15 protein-coding genes and 1 pseudogene are annotated in these 20,733 nt (G+C 62.8%); 10 read left to right on the forward strand and 6 right to left on the reverse strand.

Going from position 1 to position 20,733, the window contains the following annotated elements; genetic code table 11:
- Both GQR91_RS19720 and GQR91_RS00330 read left to right on the forward strand, forming a co-directional pair.
- Complete coding sequence (locus GQR91_RS19720) at positions 1-123, forward strand: hypothetical protein (RefSeq protein ID WP_260173186.1); 123 nt, start codon at positions 1-3, stop codon at positions 121-123.
- Between the two features lie 71 nt (positions 124-194).
- Positions 195-821: a DUF4198 domain-containing protein gene (locus tag GQR91_RS00330; RefSeq protein WP_235904033.1), complete on the forward strand. Its 627-nt coding sequence runs from the start codon at positions 195-197 to the stop codon at positions 819-821.
- A gap of 167 nt (positions 822-988) precedes the next feature.
- Here the strand turns inward: GQR91_RS00330 and GQR91_RS00335 are convergent, their stop codons facing one another.
- Positions 989-1,447, reverse strand: a complete 459-nt coding sequence (locus GQR91_RS00335) for a YaiI/YqxD family protein (RefSeq protein ID WP_149682472.1) — start codon at positions 1,445-1,447, stop codon at positions 989-991.
- A 93-nt stretch (positions 1,448-1,540) separates the two neighbouring features.
- On the opposite strand from GQR91_RS00335, the gene GQR91_RS00340 reads away from it, so the two are divergent.
- The 5 genes from GQR91_RS00340 (at position 1,541) to GQR91_RS00360 (ending at position 6,291) form a co-directional block, all read left to right on the forward strand.
- Entirely contained in the window at positions 1,541-2,050 is a 510-nt protein-coding gene (locus tag GQR91_RS00340) for a TspO/MBR family protein (RefSeq protein ID WP_149682471.1), read from the forward strand.
- 73 nt (positions 2,051-2,123) lie between these two features.
- Complete coding sequence (locus GQR91_RS00345; protein WP_112382959.1) at positions 2,124-2,531, forward strand: DUF4383 domain-containing protein; 408 nt, start codon at positions 2,124-2,126, stop codon at positions 2,529-2,531.
- A 64-nt stretch (positions 2,532-2,595) separates the two neighbouring features.
- Positions 2,596-2,886 carry a hypothetical protein gene (locus GQR91_RS00350; protein ID WP_112382958.1) on the forward strand — a complete coding sequence of 97 codons (291 nt, stop codon included), beginning with the start codon at positions 2,596-2,598 and terminating at the stop codon, positions 2,884-2,886.
- Positions 2,887-2,978: 92 nt separating this feature from the next.
- Complete coding sequence (locus tag GQR91_RS00355; RefSeq protein ID WP_149682470.1) at positions 2,979-4,790, forward strand: DUF885 domain-containing protein; 1,812 nt, start codon at positions 2,979-2,981, stop codon at positions 4,788-4,790.
- A gap of 73 nt (positions 4,791-4,863) precedes the next feature.
- Positions 4,864-6,291 carry a porin gene (locus tag GQR91_RS00360; protein WP_149682469.1) on the forward strand — a complete coding sequence of 476 codons (1,428 nt, stop codon included), beginning with the start codon at positions 4,864-4,866 and terminating at the stop codon, positions 6,289-6,291.
- 4 nt (positions 6,292-6,295) lie between these two features.
- Here the strand turns inward: GQR91_RS00360 and GQR91_RS00365 are convergent, their stop codons facing one another.
- The 5 genes from GQR91_RS00365 to GQR91_RS00385 form a co-directional block, all read right to left on the reverse strand.
- Positions 6,296-6,976 carry an acyloxyacyl hydrolase gene (locus GQR91_RS00365; RefSeq protein ID WP_235904032.1) on the reverse strand — a complete coding sequence of 227 codons (681 nt, stop codon included), beginning with the start codon at positions 6,974-6,976 and terminating at the stop codon, positions 6,296-6,298.
- Positions 6,977-7,223: 247 nt separating this feature from the next.
- Positions 7,224-9,053: a putative bifunctional diguanylate cyclase/phosphodiesterase gene (locus GQR91_RS00370; protein ID WP_149682467.1), complete on the reverse strand. Its 1,830-nt coding sequence runs from the start codon at positions 9,051-9,053 to the stop codon at positions 7,224-7,226.
- Between the two features lie 1,366 nt (positions 9,054-10,419).
- A complete protein-coding gene (locus GQR91_RS00375) occupies positions 10,420-11,601 on the reverse strand; it encodes a replication initiator protein A (RefSeq protein ID WP_149682621.1) in 1,182 nt (393 codons plus the stop codon).
- 22 nt (positions 11,602-11,623) lie between these two features.
- Positions 11,624-12,670: a ParB/RepB/Spo0J family partition protein gene (locus GQR91_RS00380; RefSeq protein WP_149682466.1), complete on the reverse strand. Its 1,047-nt coding sequence runs from the start codon at positions 12,668-12,670 to the stop codon at positions 11,624-11,626.
- Positions 12,671-12,720: 50 nt separating this feature from the next.
- Entirely contained in the window at positions 12,721-13,920 is a 1,200-nt protein-coding gene (locus GQR91_RS00385; protein ID WP_112382948.1) for an AAA family ATPase, read from the reverse strand.
- Between the two features lie 149 nt (positions 13,921-14,069).
- On the opposite strand from GQR91_RS00385, the gene GQR91_RS00390 reads away from it, so the two are divergent.
- The 3 genes and pseudogenes from GQR91_RS00390 (at position 14,070) to GQR91_RS00400 (ending at position 20,638) form a co-directional block, all read left to right on the forward strand.
- Complete coding sequence (locus GQR91_RS00390; RefSeq protein ID WP_174236644.1) at positions 14,070-14,540, forward strand: cupin domain-containing protein; 471 nt, start codon at positions 14,070-14,072, stop codon at positions 14,538-14,540.
- Between the two features lie 826 nt (positions 14,541-15,366).
- A pseudogene (locus GQR91_RS19725) lies at positions 15,367-16,515 on the forward strand (Tn3 family transposase); the annotation flags it as partial.
- 1,075 nt (positions 16,516-17,590) lie between these two features.
- Positions 17,591-20,638 (forward strand): TonB-dependent receptor plug domain-containing protein, encoded by a 3,048-nt coding sequence (locus GQR91_RS00400; RefSeq protein ID WP_311732272.1) that lies wholly within the window; start codon positions 17,591-17,593, stop codon positions 20,636-20,638.
- Positions 20,639-20,733: the final 95 nt, after the last annotated feature.

The raw sequence follows: 20,733 nt of genomic DNA on the forward strand, positions 1-20,733 counted from the left end.
ATGACCATGACCCCCGATGCCCGCGATCGCCTCGTCCGCCGTGTGATCGCCACCGTCATGGTGCTGCTGTTCGTGGCGATCGCGGGCATGCTGGCACTGGGCGTGGCATTCTGGCGAAGCTGATCCGCTAGATTGCCAATGACTTGCAGTAGCGGATGCGATAGGCTTGCCTCCGGTTATTGTAGGAGCAGGCGGTGAGACTCTGGATGTTGGCGGCGCTGTGTTCGCTGTCTGCGGCGGGACAGGCGCATGAGGTGTGGATCGAGCGGGACGGCAATGGTCCGGCGCGCATCTATCTGGGCGAGCCGGCGGAACCCGTGCCGGCGGGCGGCGATCCGGAGTTCAAGCATCTGAAGGCGCCGCACCTGTTGCCGGCCGCCAAGGCGCCGTTGCAGCGGCGGGCTGGCTATCTGGAGGTGGCGGTGCCGGCGGGCGATGTGCGCGCCTGGGACGATGCGGTGTTCGCGCCCTGGGGCGAGGCGAATGCGCGCGAGGGCGTGGTCTATTATGCGCGCGCGGGGCGGCGTGAGGCCAAGGCCGGCCTGCCGCTGGAGCTGGCGCCGGTCGCGGCGAATGGCGACCGCTTCCGGCTGATGCGCGATGGACGCGCGGTGGCCGATACCGAGGTGACGATCATCGCGCCGGACAGGTCGGTGGTGAAGCGGACGACCGACGCCGGCGGGATGGTCGATGCCATGCCGGGCGCCAAGGGACGGTATCTGCTGGTCGCGACGGTGAAGGACGCGGGTGCGCGCGCGGCGAATGGCGAGGCGCTGAAGACGCTGTACCGGATCACGACGACCAGCTTCGTGGTGCCGTAACGGGCGAAGGGGTCGAGACATCGGGGCTCGTAGTGACGGGTCTCTCGATACGTCGTCTCGATACGCGGCTTTGCCGCTACTCGACGACTACTCGAGACGAACGGAAGGGGGGGGAGAAAGGAAATTACCTCCCTTCTGTGATCCCGCCTCTGGTAGGCGCAATTGCCCTAACGGCGCAGGCGGGTGATCGCGGCGTCGAGGGCGGAGAGGAAGCGGGAGCGGTCCTCGCGGGCAAAGGGGGGCGGGCCGCCGATGCGGTCGCCGCCGGCGCGAAGGTCGCTCATGATCGCGCGCACCGCAACCGCGCTGCCGATCGAGCTGCTGGTGAAGGGGCGGCCGTTCGGGGCGATGACCGCCCCTGCCCCCGCCTTCAGGCAGCGATCGGCCAGCAGTATGTCCGTGGTGATGACGATCGCGCCGGCATCGGTCGCCTCCGCGATCCAGTCGTCGGCCGCATCGAAGCCGTCGCCGACCACCACCCGCGCGATCAGCGGATGCGGCGGCACGCGCAGATGCGCGTTGCTGACCACCGTCACCGGCACCTCGGTGCGCCAGGCGACGCGGTAGATCTCGTCCTTCACCGGGCAGGCGTCGGCATCGACCAGAATGCGTAAGGGTTGGGCCATGCGGGCGCCATGCCACGGTGCGCGCCGCCACGCACGCTGAACATCGCGAAGCCCCGGCGGTTATGCCTTTTCGATATTGGGAAGGATCAAGAGATGAGCGATCAACGACGCGCCGGCCTGTCGCCCCTGGCCGCCGGCGGGGTGGCGGTGGGCGTGCTGGGGCTGGCCGCGCTGCTCGGCCGGCGCAATGCCCCCGACCCGTCCCACCCGCGCATCCGCCGCTGGTATCGCCGGCTGGACAAGCCCGGTTTCACGCCCCCCGATCCGGTGTTCGGCGCGGTGTGGCCGGTGCTGGAAACGCTGACCGCCGTCGGGGGATACCGACTGCTTCGCCAGCCCCCCTCCCCGGCGCGCAACACCGCGGTCGCCCTGTGGCTGGGCAACAGCGCGATGATCGGGGGGTGGACCGAGTTGTTCTTTCGCAAGCGCATGACCGGGCCGAGTGCGGTCGCGGCGGGCGCCATGGCGGTGACCACCGCCGCGCTGGCGGCGACGGCATGGCGGGTGGATCGGCCCGCCGCGGCGACGGCGGTGCCGCTGGCCGGCTGGCTGGGCTTCGCCACCGTGCTGGCCGGCGAGATCCAGCGGCGCAACCCGGACTGATCTTATGGAGGGGGCGGGAACATCCCGTGCGGCCCCGCGCTTGGGCGATCATCGTTCATTCAAAGGAAAAGCCATGTCGATCCGCACCTTTGCGACCGTTTTCGGGGTGGTCTTCCTGCTCGCCGGGGTGGCCGGGTTCATTCCCGGCCTGTCGCCCGTCCATGCGCATCCCGACCTGCACGTCACGGCCGGATCGCGGCTGGCGCTGGGCCTGTTTCCGGTCAACGTGCTCCACAATCTGGTGCATATCGCCTTTGGCGTCTGGGGTCTGGCCGCCGCACGCAGCGTGGCCGGCGCGCGCTTCTATGGCAAGGGCGTGGCGGTGATCTATGGCCTGCTGACGCTGCTGGGTCTGATCCCGGCGACGAACACGACGTTCGGGCTGGTGCCGATCTATGGCAACGACATCTGGCTGCATGCCGCACTGGCGCTGGTCGCGGCCTATTTCGGGTTCGCCCGCGCAACCCGTCGTACCGCGTAACGCTTGCGCGGGGCGGCCATCCGGTCCACGCCCCGCCAAAGACCACCACCGAGACGAGGACGACATGGCCAAGGCATATTGGGCGCAGCTGATCGAGCTGGACGAGGAGATCGAGGCCAGCAAGATCCCCGGCGCGACCGATCATGAGGATGCGGCCGACACGCTGATCACCGACTTTGTCGGTGCGATGGGCGGCGAGATCACCAGCGGCGCGGTTCGCGTGTGGCAGGAAGGCGGCCGCGAGAAGGTGTATGACTGGCGCGCCGAATTCGAACTGCCCGAGGATTTCGACGAGAATGACGATGAGGATATCGAGGTCGAGGGCGAGATCATCCTGATCGAACGAATGGGCTGAGGGTGGCGCCCCCTCCCCTGCCGGGGAGGGGCCACCCGGTTGCGCCGGCCGGCGAGACGGGCGACAAGCATCGGTAATCCCGAGGAGAACCCATGCGCCCCGCTTATGCCCTGATGTTGCTGCTGCTGCCCGCCAATGCGCCGGTGGCGATGGTGCAAACGCCGCCCACCGCCGCGACGGCGTCGCAGGATGCGGCCCTGCTGACGTTTCTGGACGCGGCGTATGATGCGCAACTGCGCCTGAGCCCGGAAGGGCAGACGCAGTTGGGGCTGAAGACCGATCAGGACCGGCTGGACGATTATACCGACGCTGCGGCACGCCGGGAACGGGCGCTGGCGGAGCGGCAACTGGCCGAGATGCGGGCGCGCTTCCGGCCCGAGCAACTGGGCGAGAGCGCGCGGGTCAGCTATCGCCTGTTCGAATATGAGGTGGAGCGCGGACGCGCGTCCTTCCCCTTCCGCAAACTGCGCTTTCCGGTGTCGACGAACGGCAGTCCGGCGGGCGCGATCCCCGTGCTGCTGATCAACAACCACAAGGTGGACACGGTCGCCGATGCGCGCGCCTATATCGCCCGGCTGCGCGATACCGAGCGGGTGATGCGCGAGGTGACCGCGCTGATGCGCGAACAGGCGGCGGCGGGGATCGTCCCGAACACGGTGAACTTCGCACCGGCGCGGGCCGATGCGCGAAAGGTGGTGACCGGGGCGCCGTTCGACAGCGGGCCCGATTCCACGCTGCTCGCCGATTTCTCCAAGAAGGTCGCAGGGCTGGATGCGCCGGGCGCCACCAAGACTGCGCTGCTGAACGAGGCGAAGGCGGCGCTGACCGGGCCGTTCCTGCGCGGCTACAACCGGTTGTTCGCGACGCTGGATGCGATCGAGCCGCTGTCCAAGGGCAATTTCGGCGCATGGAGCCTGCCGAACGGCGCGGCCTATTATGCCGACCGGCTGAAAAGCTCGACCACCACCAACCTGTCCGCCGACGAGATCCACGCGATCGGGCTGCGCCAGGTCGCCGCGATCCGGCAGGAGATGGAGGCGGTGAAGCGCGAGGTCGGCTTTGCCGGCACGCTGGAGCAGTTCTTCGACCATATTCGCACTGACCCGACGCTGAAATACGCCAATGACGAGGCGGGGCGCGAGGCTTACTTGCGCGATGCGCGCGGCGTGATCGCCACCGTGATGGCCGCCGCGCCGCGCTGGTTCAGCGTGCTGCCCAAGGCGCCGCTGGAGGTGCGCGCGGTGGAGAAATGGCGCGAGGGCACCGCCCCCACCGCCTTCTACAACCCGCCATCCGCCGACGGATCGCGGCCGGGCATCTATTACGTCAACCTGGTCGACATGAATCAGACGCAGAAGGTGCAGGTCGCCGCCATCGCCGCGCATGAGGGCGCGCCGGGCCACCATTTTCAGATCGCGCGGCAACAGGAGCTGACCGGCATCCCGAAATTCCGCAAGTTCGGCGGCTACGGCGCCTATGTCGAGGGCTGGGGCCTGTATTCGGAGCGGCTGGCGGGCGAGATGGGGGTGTACAAGGACCCCTATGCGCGCTTCGGCATGCTGTCGCTGCAAGTCTGGCGCGCGATCCGGCTGGTGCTGGATACCGGCATCCATTCCAAGCGGTGGACGCGCGAGCAGGCGATCGCCTATTTCCGGGGCAACAGCTCGGTCGCGGACAGCGACATTGCGCGCGAGGTGGACCGGTATTTCAACTGGCCGGGTCAGGCGACGAGCTACATGATCGGCCAGTTGAAGATCGCGGAACTGCGTGCGCGGGCCGAGCGTGAACTGGGCGACCGGTTCGACATTCGCGATTTCCATGAAGCCGTGCTGAGCCAGGGTGCGCTGCCGCTGGACGTGCTCGACGAACAGGTGACCCGCTACATCGCGGCCAAGCGGGGATAGGCGGCGCGCCGACGCTTGCCGCCCGCGGCCGCTTGGGCCAAGGGCGTCACGCGTTCGTAACAAAGGGCCGGCGATGGTGCAGCACTTCCTTCTGGCGGCCACCGCCTGCGCGGTGGCATCCCTGCCCGGCCCGGCCGCAGCGCAGGAGGCCCAGCCCAGCATCGCCGACCTGCAACGCCAGATCGACGAGCTGAAGGTGACGATTGCGGAGCTGAAGGCGCAGCGTGCGCCCGCGGCGCCGGCCACGCTCGCCGCGACCCCGCTAGGCCCCTCCCCTGCCCCGGTGCAGGTGGCACAGGCCCCCGCAGCGCCCCCTGCCCCGGCGGTCGAGAAGTCCGCGGAGCGTCCCCGCGCCTGGTATGACCGCCTGACCCTGCGCGGCTATACGCAATTGCGATTGAACGAGATCGTGTCGGGCGACCGCAACGCGCCGGCCGGACGGTCGCGGCTGCGATCGGTGCATGATGCCGGGATCGGCGACAACAGCAACTTCACCTTTCGCCGCATCCGCCTGATCCTGCAGGGCGATGTGTCGGACCGCATATCGCTGTATTTCCAGCCCGATTTCGCAACCAACGTCAGCAATCAGGTGGGCGGCGAACGACGCGAAGGCTTTGGCCAGCTGCGCGACGCCTATGTGGATGCGTTTCTGGACCGGGAGCGCACCTTTCGGTTGCGCTTCGGCCAGTCCAAGGTGCCGTTCGGGTGGGAAAATATGCAATCCTCGTCCAACCGGCTGACGCTGGACCGCAGCGACGGGATCAACAGCGCGGTGCCCAGCGAGCGCGACCTGGGCATCGTCGCCTATTACACGCCGCCCGCCGTCGATCGCATCTGGGACCGGCTGATCGCGGACGGGCAGAAGCTGTTCGGCAATTACGGCGCGTTCGGCATCGGTGCGTTTAACGGACAGGGCACCAACCGGACCGAGACCAATGACGGGCTGATGACGGTGGCGATGGCGACCTGGCCGTTCGAGCTTGATGCGTTGGGGCCTGCCTTTCGCGGACAGGTGCTGGAGGTGGGCGGCGCGGCACTGCGCAATCGGGTGCAGCCGGAAATCCGCCCGAGCGGGGTCAGCCCGGTTTCCTATGCCGACGAGCGGGTCGGTTTCCATGCGATCCTGTATCCGCAACCCTTTGGCCTGCAGGCCGAATGGAATTGGGGGCGCGGCCCGGAGTTCGACCCCGTGCTCGGTTCGATCGTCACCCGGCGGCTGAACGGCGGCTATGTGCAGGGCATGGCGCGGGTGCGACGCTCGCCCCTGGGGCCGTTCATGCCCTATGCGCGGTGGCAGCGTTACCGTGGCGGCTGGAAGGCGCTGACCAATGCGCCGCGGCTGGAAACCGACGAATGGGAGTTGGGTATTGAGTTCCAGCCGATCCCCCCGATCGAGCTGACGCTGGCCTGGTCGCGGATGGAGCGGCGTGAAGCCGACGAACGCCGCGACGGGCGTGCGGAGGGCAATCTGATCCGCACGCAATTGCAGTGGAATTATTGAACGATCATCTGCCTAGCCGGCGCACCAGCCGCAGGCCCAGGCTGTCCATGCCCGGATTCTGATCGGAAAAGATCCGGCCGTGGCTGAAATGCTCCCAGGCCAGTTCGGCCGCCCAGCGATCGCCGATCCGGACGCCCAGCGCGGCATTGGGATTGAACAGGATGCGCGACCCCCAGGAGGTCCGTTCGATATAGGTTTCGTACCGCCGGCCGGCCTCGCGTGCGGACAGGCCGGGGGCAAAGGGATCGGGCGTGAAGCGGTATCCGTCATGGATGGTCACGCCGAGGCCGAACTGGCCATAGACGCGCCCGCGCAGGACATGCTGGCGCCATTCGGCCCCCAGGCTGGCGAAACTGGTGCGACCGCCGGTGTTGATCTGCGCCTTGGCGGTCAGCCGCGGCTTTAGCGGGCCGTGGACCGGCGCGCTGCGATAGCCGATCTGGATGTCGACGGTGCCGTCCTCTTCGTCCCCCTCGTAGATCTGACCGGGGGGCGCGGCAGGAAAGACCAACCGGCCGCCCAGCGGGTGGAAGTTGGAGCTATGATCGAACAGGCCGAGGGTCACCTCCGGCTTCTGCCATGACGGGGACTCCCCCTCCCCTTCCCTGCCCTGTGCGGCCAGCGGCGTGCCCGTCAGGACGGACGCCGCGCCGAGCAGCGCCACCAGACGGCCGGACCTGTGCACGCGTCGTTTCACGGCGCCGCGAGCCATTCCGCAAACGCGGGTCATCATTTTATGCAAAGACCTTCCCCCACCGTATTACGGCGTCAACGCAAGTGCTTTCTGACAGCGCTTCTTCGTGACACCGGCTATACTTCCAACGCTATCTTTTAGTCGTCGGTCGTATTTTGGACAATGCCAATATTGATGCCATACCGACGGGCGTAAAATCAGAAATATGTCAGGTAAGAACTTCGTATCTTCGAAATATCTACTTCGAAGGTCTTGCACTTTGCGACGGCGCGCTTCCGACCGCGCCTTGGGCCCGGCTTTGCAGCAGGGCGGTCGTGGCGTCGCGGCTGGCGGGCCGGGCGAACAGATAACCCTGCCCCAGCACCGCGCCCATCGCGTGCAGGGCGCGCGCCTGTGCCTCGGTTTCGATGCCCTCGGCCACCAGCCGGATATCCAGCTTGCGGGCGATGCCGATCAGGGCCTCGACGATGGCGATGCTGGGAGCATGGGTGTCCAGCCGCTCGACAAAGGATCGGTCGATCTTGATCACGTCGACCGGCACCGACAGCAGGTGCGTCAGCGAGGCATAACCGGTGCCGAAATCGTCCAGCGCAATGCGCAGGCCACGGCCCCGCAATCTTGCCAGCTCACGGGCGACGATGCCGCCGTCATTGTCCATGTAGACGGATTCGGTGACCTCCAGGATGACGTGGCGCAGCGGTACGCCTTCGCGTTCGAAGGCGGTGGCCAGGATCGTGTTCAGGGCGCCGCCATGGATGTCGGCGGAGGACACGTTGATCCCGACATGCTGGAACGGAATGCCCATCGCCAGCCAGTCGCGCACATCGGCCGCGACCAGCGCGATCATCCGCTCGGTCAGGGCCGCGGCGATGTGAATATCGATCGTCGCCTCGTGAAAGGCCGAGGCGGAGACGATGTTGTTGCCGATGCGCATCCGGCACAGCGCCTCCAGACCGACGACCTCTCGCGTGTCGAGGCGGACGATGGGCTGGTAAAAGGCCTCGATGCGGTCCTCGCGCAGGGCAGCATCGACGTCGCGGATCGCGTCCAGCCGGCTGGTCATGCGGGTGCCAAGCCCCGGCCAGTAGCGGACAAAGCCCCCCCGCCCCGTCTCCTTTGCGTGATACAGCGCGAAATCGGCATTCTGGCGCACGCGTTCGGTGCTGCGGTCGCCGTGCGCGACCACGGCCGCGCCGATCGTCGCGCGCGGCACGACGATCTGCCCGCCGCAATCGGCGGGATGGGCAAGCGCGCTCAGGATGTGCTGCGCACTCTGCTCCAGATCGCGCAACATGGCCGGCGTACGGAGCAGCACGGCAAATTCGTCTCCGCCGACACGGAATACGCGCTCCCCTCCCGTTGCACCGGCGATACGGTGGGCAGCACAGGTCAGCAGACAATCGCCTGCGCTATGACCGAGCGTGTCGTTCACGACCTTCAGATTGTCGAGATCGACGAGAAACAGCGCCCAGGCGCCCGGCGTCGCGCAGTCGAGGGCCGCAAGTGCGGTGTTGAAGGCAGCACGATTGCCGAGGCCGGTCAGGGCGTCGGTGGAGGCGCGGCGCTCCCGGTCCTCCACCCGCTGGTGACGCTCGATCGCGATGGTGCCCAGATGAAGACAGTGGCGCACGATTGCCTGCTCCATCGGGGTCGGACCGCGCGGCTCGCGATAGTAGAAGGCGAATGTCCCGATCGCCCGCCCGCGTGCGTCGAGGATCGGGGACGACCAGCAGGCGCGGTAGCCGAGCGGCAGCACCAGATGGCGATAGCGAGCCCAGCGAGGGTCGCTGGCGATATCGGTGACGATGACCGGCTGGCGCAGATAGGCGGCCGTGCCGCACGAGCCGACATCGGGACCGGCCGCGATACCGTCCAGCATGGCCGAATAGGCGGGCGGCAGGCTGGGTGCGGCGAGTGGGTGCAGCCGCCCTTCCCCGTCGACCAGAAGGACCGAGCATAGGGCGTCAGGCGCTTCCTTCTCCACTTCCAGACACAGCCGCGTCATGGTCGTATCGAGACGCTCGCCGGTGGCGATCATCTCCAGGATAATGTTCTGAAGATGCAGCATTGGCGTTCTCTATCAAGCACCGTCCCCCTGCCATTAGTACGATAATCGACGCCGAAGTCGTTAAAGACCCGATCTGGGTTCGACTATTTCGGGGCGGGTATGTTGGCCTGCATCTTTTTACAGGTCGTGGGCTGTCGCTTTCTTTGTGCTGTTGAGCGGAGAAGCCGTCGCCGCAGACATTGCAGCCGTTTCCAATACCGTGTCAGCTTATCTAATACAGTATAACATATTATATCTGACGTTCGAAGGTGTCTCGGGATGTGGCGTCAGCGAACGTGCCTTGGGTATGATACATCCCGATACTGTTACACGGCCCGGCTTGGGCGGTGGCTGTGCTCGATCCTGTCAAACGTGGAGCCAGACGCCCTTCGGGGGATAACGACTGAGGTCGTCCCGCCATCGGCGTCGGACTTTCTCTCTCCTCTCAAAATCATATCTATACCATCAAGCTTAGACGGTTTGATTCTAGGTTAGAAGGTTAAGAAGAGGCCGGGCCGCCATTAATCGGCATGAGTCCGCGATTCGCGATGGGCGCGCTGTTCCCAAAATATCGTTCTTGCGTTCCCGATAGTTCGTTCGGGCGTTCCGGATATATCGTCCTATCGTTCCTGAAATGCCGTCAGCCGTTCCCGATGTGTCGAGAACCCAGATCAATCGTAAAAATCGGACGCGAGATTGAATCAGTTTTTGCGGGATCGTGAGCGGGGACGTTCAAATCGGTGGCCCAAGATTTTGCTGCGTCGTAGCCTCGCGGTCATAACCGATACATCGGGAACGCTTGGATCTTGCCGCTACAAGCGAGAGCAGTGCAGAGCCGTTCGAATAAGGTAATAAATTCCTGCTTAATTTTCCGCCTGTGCTTCAGGCGGAGGTTCGATTTTACCGGGGGCTTTCCCTGTCAAAGCGCGGCAGGTCTGAGTTCGGTCCGGGCACAGGAAGGCGGCACAACGTGATGAAACGGTATGCCCGATGGTTTTCGCCGCTCAAGGCTCGACTTGCTAACATCTCGGGATAGGTCGCTTCGGGAAGCAGAGTGGTGCCGACCCGATGAGCGTTGATAAGCAACGCATGGGCATCGACCATTTCAGCATGTGAGCCACTGTCGGGAGGTGATGCAGGAATCAGGGCGTCAGGCTTGCGACATAATTCGAGCAAGACGCGTGGGGGGCAAGGTTGCCACGTGTCGGCATTCAGGGTGTGGAACCGCAACCGATACTTGGGCCGGGCGTAGTCGACCACGGCTGCATTGCGTAGCCAGTACCGAATTGATGGCAACGGTAGCCGGGTCCTATATGACCGTTTGGATCGGGGGAGTGGTGCAAATGGCTCATCAAACCCGACTGGCCCTGTGCGAGCGGGCTTGATTTCAGCGGCCTAACAGATGCCGGTTCTTGGCATCAAAGCGCCGGACATAACCGATAAAAGCGTTCTGATAGCTTACCGGGGTGCGGGCGGGATCGGCCTGAACCCATGTGCGAAATTCGGCGTGAAGCGTCTGATAGTCCCAGCCGGGGCACTCGGCGCGCAGGGTCGCCAGTGTCGCTTCGGTGATTTCGCCGAAGGTGGTGCGCGTGGAAAGGCTCTTGATGCTGCGCCTGATCATCGCGGCGGCGTCGACGGCAGGCTCTGCGACATCCAGCGCTGTTTCGGGTTGCGGAGCAGGGGAGGGGGCGCGCGGCGACGGTTTGGCCGTAGGGCGCGTATCGCTGCTGTCACGCCTGCGCATGCGCAGATTGGGTTCGCGCTTGCCCTCCACCTGCTCGATCGTCAGCGCGTAGCCGGGCAGCTCGTTGCGGTCGGCAATCCGCGCGATCTCGAATTTGAAGCGCCGATATTGGCCCTCTGCGCCAGATTTCTCGAACAAGGTCGGCATGGAAATGGCGAATCCCGCCTCGCCTGCTCCTCCGGCATGCTTGCGGGCAACCTTGTAGAGCCATCGCTCACGACCGCCGGAGATATCAAAATAGGCGCGGTCGATCGACAGGACACCGCCCGTCATCATCACGCCCTCCCAGAACCAGTTGGAAAGCTCGATGGTCATGCCGCGCGACCGCTCGGTTTTTTCATCGACCAACTGCGTCCAACCGTCGAGCCAGCTGAACGTGGCCTCACGGCGATTTTCGGCGCGGATGTTGGTCTTGACCGTGGTGGCGACCAGCCGGTCCAAGGCCTGTCCGAGCAGTTCATAGGCGCGCCCGGTCGGCTGCCGGCCGATGGCGCGCAACAGGTCATAGGGCATCAGATGCAGCTTGCGTGGGACGTCGTTGATGCCGCGCCTCGCCATGTCTGCGAGCATACTGGCGCAATAGATCAGGATGTCGGCATCCCAGATCGTCGCCATCCCATAATCGGGATTGGCGGAGACATGGACCCATAACTTGCCGTCGGGCGAGCGGTAATCGATCGGCTTCACGCGTTTGGACTTGGCGAGGCTGAAGAAGGGCCGCTCCATCATCTCGCGCTGATCGCGCAGCGGCATGTCTGCCAGATAGGGGAGGAACATGTCGAATTGCTCCGACGATCCTTCCCTGCGTTGCCCCCGCGTCATGGCGTGTTTCCCCGGGGAAACATCATTGATGTATCCCACGCCCGCTGCGCTCAAGATGATCGAGAAGATTGCGCACCGCGTCGACGACCGTCTCGGTATCGGCGCCGGAGCCAGCGTGCAGGCGGATCGTGACCCCCTGACGGTTCTCGGACTGGAGCGACAAGATCGTCCTGCCATATGCATTGGTGTAGCGATATCGCTCGACCGGCTCCGTCACGCTGCCGAATGAGGGCGCTTCCATCAGGCGCCGCATCACCTCTGCCGCGGCATATGGGATCAGCCCGCGCCGGTGACGATCGGCCTGCTCCTCGACCAGCCGTTTCGCAACACCAGTCACCTGCGAGCGGTGCGTATCTAGCAACTGCGCCAAGGCATAGGCGGGCTTCAATTGAATATCGGCGGGAGAGGCAAAGGCGGCAACCACGCCATCAGGGATCGCCGCAACCTTCAACATCTTCGAAAGCCAGCCCTTCGACAATTTCAGCCGTTCCGCCATGCGGGTTTGATGATTGCCATAGTGCGTTCGCAGTGCCTCCGCATAGTTGCGCGCGCGTTCAAGATCGGACACGTCCTTGCGCGCACGGTTCTCGATATCAGCGAGCCGAAACGCGGCCTCGTCGTCCAGGTTAGCGACCTGGGCGACAAACTGCATATCCGGGTAACTGTTTGCGCGTAGCCAGCGCACCGACCAGTGGCGACGCGTGCCGGCGATCACCTCATATTCATGCTCCGGGTCTCCTTCGATCCGGCGTACGACGGCAGGTACTTTCTGGCCGCCCTCCGCGATCAAAGAGTCGATCAATTCGCGACAGTTTTCTTCCGACAGATGCGCATAGCTACGGGCATTACCGGGCCAGATGCGTACGCGAGCGGGGTCGAGCAGCAACTGGGTTACTTGGCGAACCTCGCCACTTGCCACGCGGGCGAGCGCCGACTCACGACCGAGCAAAGTGGTACCGCGTGCGCGTTCGACGGCACGTTCCGGAGGGGCAGGGGGCGGTTCGACATTGGCGACCGCTTCATCCTCGGCCAGCAACGCTGCGAGGTAATCGGATTGCTTACGCGCCATGGAACACCTTTAAATCAGAACATATCACGAACATGTACAAAATAGACCATTCATGCCGCGGCATGGATGACGGCCTCCTCGCTCGCCGCCTCGACGCGGCCCCAGCTTTGGCGGACGAGCTGCTCGACCTGCCGCATCGCCTCATCCAGATTGGCGCGGCATCGCTTGTGGGTCTTGGGCGTGCCGATTGGCTTGTCGAGTTCATAGACCGTCATCATGCGCATCGCCGCATGACTGATCTCTGCGGACTCGAGGATCGGAACCGGGAGCAGGGCCGGCCCGAAGCTCTGTTCCATGATCGCGCGTACCATCGCGTGGCTGGGGTCATTCGCGTCATATTTGGAGCAGATCAGCCGGACGAACTGGTAATCCACCTCGATCCCGGCGTCGGTGAGCTGATGAAGGACCTGATCCATCATCGACAGGAATTGCACCGTCGAGCAGAAATCGGGAGTGGTCGCTGCCAATGGGACCAGCAAGGCATTAGCCGCCTGCATGACGGCCAGGCTGATGGTGCCGAGCGCGGGCGGTGGGTCAAGCAGGACCACATCGTAATTGCGGGCCAGTTCCGACAAGCCGCGCTTCAACTTGCGGAAGCGCGCCGCCAACACCGACCCGCCATCGCTGCCCGCCGCCGCAAGTTCATACTCGACGTCGAAAAGCTCGAGATTGGACGGGATGAGGTCGACATTGGGCCAGGGTGTCGGCCGGATCGCATAGGCGAGGTCGGTCTGCGTCGGATCGATCGACAAATAAGGATAAAGCGTTTCGTCCCGCTTGATATTGAAATGCGGATTGAAGCCGAACAGGGTCGTGGTCGTCGCCTGGCTGTCGCAATCGACCACCAGCACGCGGTATCCTTGCACCGCGAAATAATGCGCAAGATGCGTGGTTACCGTCGACTTGCCGACGCCGCCCTTGAAATTCTGTACCGCGATGATGGCGGGAATATCGAGCGGAGCGCGTACTGGGGAAGCGCCCAGCACGTCACGCATGTGGAGCAGCTCCTGCACGCTGTAGCCGATCCGCCGCCCGTTTTCAGAGGCAGGCGCTGGGGGCAGGCGGCCATCTTCCTCCGCCATGCGAATGCGGTTGGTCGAACAACCGAGCAGATGCGCCGCTTCCGCTATGCCGAAGCGGACGTTGAGCCCCTTGCGACTCTCGGGCAGGAAGGCCTTACGCCGGAGGCGCTCGATCATTCGCTCGCCGGCACCAGCCAGATCGCCGATCTGGTTCACCACTGATTGCATGATAGCTGCCCAAGCCTGTTTTGAATATTATCCGGCAAACTGATGACGGAAAACATTCAAACACACAAGCGCTGCAAGGCAGACCTTGTTGTGAAACGCGGTGAGGGGCACAGGTTGCTGCGATAACAAGAAGATGGTGGACATTGCCGATGCTCTCCCTGTTGCTGATCGCCGCTGCCGCGCAAGGCGCCAGCCCCCCCGCCGCCATGGCGGACAGTGCGGAGATCCGCACGGCGATAGCGCAGATGGCCGCCGAAATGCGGGAAGGGCAGGGGTTTCATTATCGACCGCTGCTGCGTGACGGCCGGACGGTGGCCGCGCTCGAATATTGGACGGCACCCGGGCGGCCGGCGATGCATCCAACCGAGGCCGAATATGCCGTGGTGATCGAAGGCGCCGGTACACTGGTCTCGGGAGGGACGATGGTCGACGCCCGCGAGACAAGACCGGGGTTGGTGGAAGGCGGGCGGATCGAAGGGGGCGCGACGCGTGACCTGCGCCCCGGTGATGTTATCCTGGTACCGGCGGGTGTTCCGCATTGGTTTGGCGTCACCGGCGGCAAGCTGGTGTTGCTCGGTATGAAGCTGCCGCCGTCCGCAAATGACGTTGACGGTCGGTAGATATCGGATTGCCGCAAGGGATGCGGCGTTTGGCTATGGAAGCGCAATCAGGTTATTGTCGTAAAAACGCCGGTTTCGGATCAGCACGATAGGCTGTCGGGCGGTTCAATTTTGCGGATACCGGTGGCGTAGATGGATGTTGCATTCGTAGATCAGCCGTGCCGGCGTCTCCGCCGTTCCGCCTTTACAGTGCCATGTCCGACTCGATCGAACCAAACCTGATCGACACTTGATCCTCCAGCGGCCTGAAGACCAGTTCATAGGTATCTGTGTCAGCTGCGCAGTGTGAGATGGCAATAAAGGGATACGCGTTGAGCACGGCGCAACGGTCTCATTGCTGGTCCCGGGCAATGTGGCTGATCGCCCGGACGGGTACGGATAACCGCCTGTTCGTGGATGGACGTCTCTGGGTGTTGCGCCTTGGCGAATCCCGGCGCAATTTGCCGCAACGATACGGCAAGCCGTAAGACGGCGCACTGGCGCTTCAGCCGTGCCCCCCGCACGACCGCTTTGCGAGCCGCTACGACCGCCGAACCGTCCACTTCATCTGTTTCGCCCACCTTGCCGCGCCTGGTTCTAACGGAGCGGAACTGGGCGAGGCCTAGCTAAGATCAAGGCTGCCGTTTTTATCACAGACCGGCGATCCCCGTGAGCAACGGAGCAATTATTAACCGAACAAGCTAGGTCGCTAAAAACAGTAGTGATAATGCAATATTATGGTAACAACGAGGCGCTATCAGATGGTCGATGTTCCAGTCGTGATGGACGTACTGGATTATTCGGACGATGGTTCGAGCGGTTCCTGTCCAAACCGCATGCTCAGTAGGCCGATCGTAAGGCTCGGCTCGCCGCTGGCCTTCGCGACCCCGGCGCGCCGCACCGAACGGGACGATCCCGCACGGCAGCATTGAGGACGGCACGCTGCGCATCGACCGTCTCACGGTCGCGGGGGGGGGGGGGAATTGACGCTCGACCTTAATCGTCGCCTGCCGCCCGTTCGCATCAGACCTGCTGCTCAAAGTCGATGTCGCGCTCGGCTCCACCGATGGCTACACCCATCCGCGCACCGCCATACTGTGCGGCGACTGGATCGGCTCGCTCAACGTCCCTGCTCACCGAGGGGGGAACCTCGGCCTGCGCAAGATGGCAGACGCTTGTGACACCCACGACTACTGGCAACTCTCCCGCCTCGCAGGCCGGCATGTCGAAAGCGAGGTGATCGACGGAGCGATGCCCGCTGTCGTCGCCGAAGGCAACCTGCTGATGGCGAGCCTGGGGCATGGGCGCCACCGCGTCCGCCGATGATCGGTTCTATCCCGCCGCCCGGCGAGGCGATGAACACGGTCAATGCCCGTTACGGGAAAGACCACGGCATCAAGGCCTACACCCACGTCAACGACAGGTTCGTGCCACTTTCATCGCGCGCCATCCCCGCGACCGTCGGCGAGGCGCCCTATTCTGCTCGAGGGGCTGACGATGAATGAGGCGGGGCGGCGGATAGAGGAGCAATGTGCCGACGCCGACGAATTCACCAACCTTCTGATCGTGATCAGTGCCATGCTTGGCTACCGCTTCGTGCTGCGCATCTGCGCCCTGCCGTCCAAGCGCCGGTACGTCTTCGACCCCGCCGCACGCCGGCAGAACTGCGCCCGCTGATGGGCGGCAAGGCGCGCTAGTCCCTGATCGTGTCCAACTGTCCCGACCTGTTCCGCTGCGCCACCACTGTGAGTGCAGGGTCGGTCGTGGCGAGCCGCATCCTGCGCAAGCTCGCCGCCTATCCGCGTCAGAAAGACCCGGCTCCCGCGCTGCACGAGGTCGACCGGATCGAACGCACCCTGTTCATCATCGAGTGGATCCTCGAGACCGGGATGCAGCGCCGTGTTCATGTCGGTCTCACAAGGGCGAAGCGCATCACGCGCTTAAAAACGCCCTGCGCATCGGCCGTCAGGGTGAGATCCGCGACCGCACCGTCGAGGCTTAGCATGACCGGAACCGATCCCAAGTTGCTTAATTCGTGCTTTCGCGTACGAAATCCGAATATTCCCTGACGAGCCTGACCGGCGATCGTCGGTTCCGCGGCCGACGAGCTTGGGGGACGCACCGTTCAAGCATCGATACGCGACGCCGCCAAGTGCACGTCAAGCAAGTGTTCCACGGCCTCAAACAATGGTGCGAGCATCGTAACATTCGCGCGGCGTCTGTCGTCGGGATCCGATCCGCGGCCGATATAGCCAAGTGCCTCGAGATGCTCGATATGGCGCAACGCCGTCGCGGTCGATCCGCCGCTCAGTTTGCCGAGTTGTGAGACGGGAGAAATGCCGATGCTCGCGGAGGCGCGACGTAGAGCTCCAACATTATGTACCAGCTCAGGTCGCAGAAGCGGACGCCGTTGAAGCAGACGGTTCGCCGGCATCGACCGGTCAGAAGCGCCTGGCGTCCCACAGGCGGCGATCGTCCAGGTCAGTCTGGGAATAAGGGCGGAAACCAGCGTGTCTCTGACCCCTTGCGCGGCAGCGGACGACGATGTCGATCAATTCGTCTTCTTCAGGTGTAACCATGCGCTGCCTGCTGGCCGACAAGGGCTACGATGCTGACCGGCTGCGCGGCTGATTGCGCAAGGCGGGGGGCGTCCCCGTCATTCCCGGCTGATCCGCTATGACAAGGACCGCTACCGCCCCCGTCACCTCAGCACGAACGCCTTCTGCCCCTCAAGGCGTTTTGCCGCGTCGCAACCCGCTCCGACAAGCTCGCCGCCAACTTCCTTCCAGGGGTGGCCCTCGCAACAGTCCTAGCCTTGTGGCTTTGGATAAGTCCGATCCCTGGTATAGCAGAAATGTCACAATTGTGCGCCAACACGGTAAGTTTGTTAGTAATTGATTGTAAGAAAAATGGTCATGTAATTGAACTACATAGAATTTTTCAACAATACCAAAACGAGTCCTCTCGCCTTGACCAATTGATAATAATAATGCGACCTTCCGTTCAGCGGCGCACCACGAGGCTCCGCAACAGGGAGTGGGGACATTATGCGTTTTACTAGTAGCACCTCCGTGCTCGCAGTTGTCGCGGTTATGAGCAGTATTTCGCCAGCTTTTGGACAGAGCGCCGATCAGGAAGCTTCGCAGACTACGACAGAAGACCAGGATGAGGCTGCGAACACACGCAGCGCCATTATCTCAGGTCGCACCGGTTCATCCGGCAGTGGCACAGATATCATCGTGACGGGGACGCGTATTCAGCGCCCGAACAACAAGTCCGCCGCTCCGATCGTTACGGTCACCGCCAATGATATCCAGGCTCAGGGCGCGACCACAATTGAGGAAGTGCTGAACCGACTGCCGCAGGTGCAGCAAAATTCCGAACAAAATTTCAGCGATTCCACCGGCCGTCAACGTATCAAGTTGCGCACGCTGGGCTACGAGCGAACGCTCAGTCTTATCGACGGTTTGCGCTTTGGTCTGCCGAACACGATTGATGTCGGCATCATCCCAAACTCCCTGGTCGAGCGGATCGACGTACTAAGCGGTGGTGCTTCGTCGGTCTATGGATCGGATGCCGTTGCCGGCGTGGTAAACTTCATTCTGAAGAAGAATTTCGAAGGTATCCGCGCGGATGCGCAGTACAGCTTCTTCAACCATAACAATCGTGAAAACGCGATTACGGACGCAGCGCGGCGCGCCAATCTGTCGGTGCCATTGGGCATGACCAATGACGGAGGACGATCGGACGTTTCCGTAGCGGCCGGCGTTAACCTTTTTGACAAGCGCGTCAATATCACCGGCTTCGTAAACTATCGCCATTCGGACTTTTTGCGGATTGGCGATCGTTCGCATGCAGTTTGTGAAGTCACGCAGCCGACCAACACGTCGCCGCTGTCCTGTAATCCATCGACCTTCCTCGCTGCCGGCGTGATCATTCCCCGTACCGGTCCGCGCGCGAACCAAACCCTCGTCAACGATCCCAGCGGTAGCGGTCGGCTCGTTCCCTATGGTTCCGTTCCTGGCACTTCGGGGAGCCCCTATGACGATTGGGCATTCCAGCGCGAGTTCAACCGCATCAACGTCGGGGGCTTCCTGACCGCGAAGCTGGCAGAGGATATGGAACTCTACGGAAACGGTCTCTACTATCGCGATCGGTCGAGTAGCCCAATCCTCAACCGTTTCCTGGCGTCCGTTCAATTGGCCCCAGGCACGCCGTATCAGATCGGTTGCAACAATCCGTTTTTGTCCGCCTCTCAAGCGGCCGACCTTGGTTGCCCCTCGCTTGGAAGTTCGACGATCGTACCTCTGGATGTGCGCTACCGGTTCGATGGCATCGGTCCGCTTCAGATTCGCTCGGTGAACCAGCAATATCGCTTTGTCGCCGGGATCCGTGGGCGCACGGAGGATGGAATCTGGTCGTACGACCTTGCTGGCATGTTGTCGCAAGGCAAGATCAACACGAACTTCGGAACACCTGTTTCGGATCGTCTCCGCAACGAGCGCTCGATAGACGTGGTAAGTGTTAACGGCGTGCCGACCTGCCGCTCGGTCGTCAACGGCACTGATCCATCCTGCATACCGTTCAACCCCTTCATCCCGTACAACAATAACCGTGCTGCGTACGACTACATCTACGGTAATACCGCCGCACCGAATCAGGTCACGGACTCACGGATGCGGCAGGTCGTGGGCACGATCAGCGGAGATCTTACCAATTTTGGCATCAAGTCGCCATGGGCCGATCAAGGCGTCGCTGTCGCACTAGGAATCGAATACCGTGATGAGTTGCTTGACGTAAATGGCAACGACACCTTCAATGCGCAGCAGCAGTCAACCAATGGTCGATTCACTCAGAATATCCTCGAGTCGAACATTGAGGTGCAGTTGCCAATCGCGGATCAGCGTCCTTGGGCTGATCAGCTTCAGATCAATGGCGGCTATCGCATATCCAGATATAATCGCCTGGAAGGCTATTTTAATACATGGAAGGTAGAAGGGATATGGGGGCCGATCCGCGACATCACTTTCCGAGGTTCTATCAATAGGGCTCAACGTGCACCTGATGTCGGTTCCGCCCAAGGGGCTGCCAACATCTTCTTCAATCAAGGCTTCTATAATGATCCATGTGCATCGCGGGTGAATCCGGCGAATACCGGTGGCCCTCGTCTTGCGCCGGAGGCGACCCTTGCACAATGCCGCAACACTGGCTTGCCTGATAACTTGTATGGCAGCGACACACTCGATTGTGCCGGAGCCTGCACAGTGCGTAATGGCGGCTTCAACCTCGTACCGGAAACCGCCTATACCAAGACGTTCGGTGTTGTGCTGCGCCCAAGCTTTGTTCCTGGCCTCACCATATCGATCGATCGCTTTCTGATCGATCTTCAGGATCAATTGATTTTCCTGCAGCCACAAAACCTTATCGAACAGTGCCTCAGAACAGGAAACGACTTCTTTTGTCGTGGCATCGTGCGCAACCCCGGCACATTTACGCTGAATAGCGCGCCGGAAGGTGAACCGGCAGCTGGATGGGTAGTCCGTGGATCTTCAAACGGGTTCAAGGAGCAATCCTATGGCTGGGACTTCCAGGGCCAGTACAATCTTGGTCTAGGGTCGGCTGGCCGCCTCGATTTCGGCTTCAACGGTACGCTCACTACCCGGGTGGGTGCACAAGAAGCCCCGACTGTCACGCCGCGCAACTGCGTAGGCTATTACGGTCGAACCTGCGGTGAAAGCCTGCCACGCTGGGCGCATCAATTGCGTACGACGTGGAGTTCGCCTGATCGAGTGGCCAGCGTCTCGGTCAATTGGCGTCATCGTGGTCCGATGCCCCTTGATGTCTACGCACCTACCGATACTGGCATTCCTGCTGCATCTCCGAACGCACGCCGTGATCAATATCCCCAGATCGGATCATTCAACTGGTTTGATCTTGGCTTCACGTTCGACGTCAGCAAGCAGATGACATTCCGACTGACTGCGAACAATATCCTCGATCGTGACCCGCCAATTGTACCTGATAGCCGTTCGGTCATCGGCCTGCTGCGATCGAATAGCATCATGGGCTACGATCTTCTCGGCCGGCAGATCGTTGCGAGCGTGTCGTTGCGGATGTAGGATTTGCTTGATCCACTCGGAGCAAGGCTTCGGGTGGATCGTCCATGATCGACATTCATACGTATTTGAAGGTTCCACAACTTGGACGGCTTACG

It is taken from the genome of Sphingomonas carotinifaciens, assembly GCF_009789535.1.
GTDB lineage: Bacteria > Pseudomonadota > Alphaproteobacteria > Sphingomonadales > Sphingomonadaceae > Sphingomonas > Sphingomonas carotinifaciens.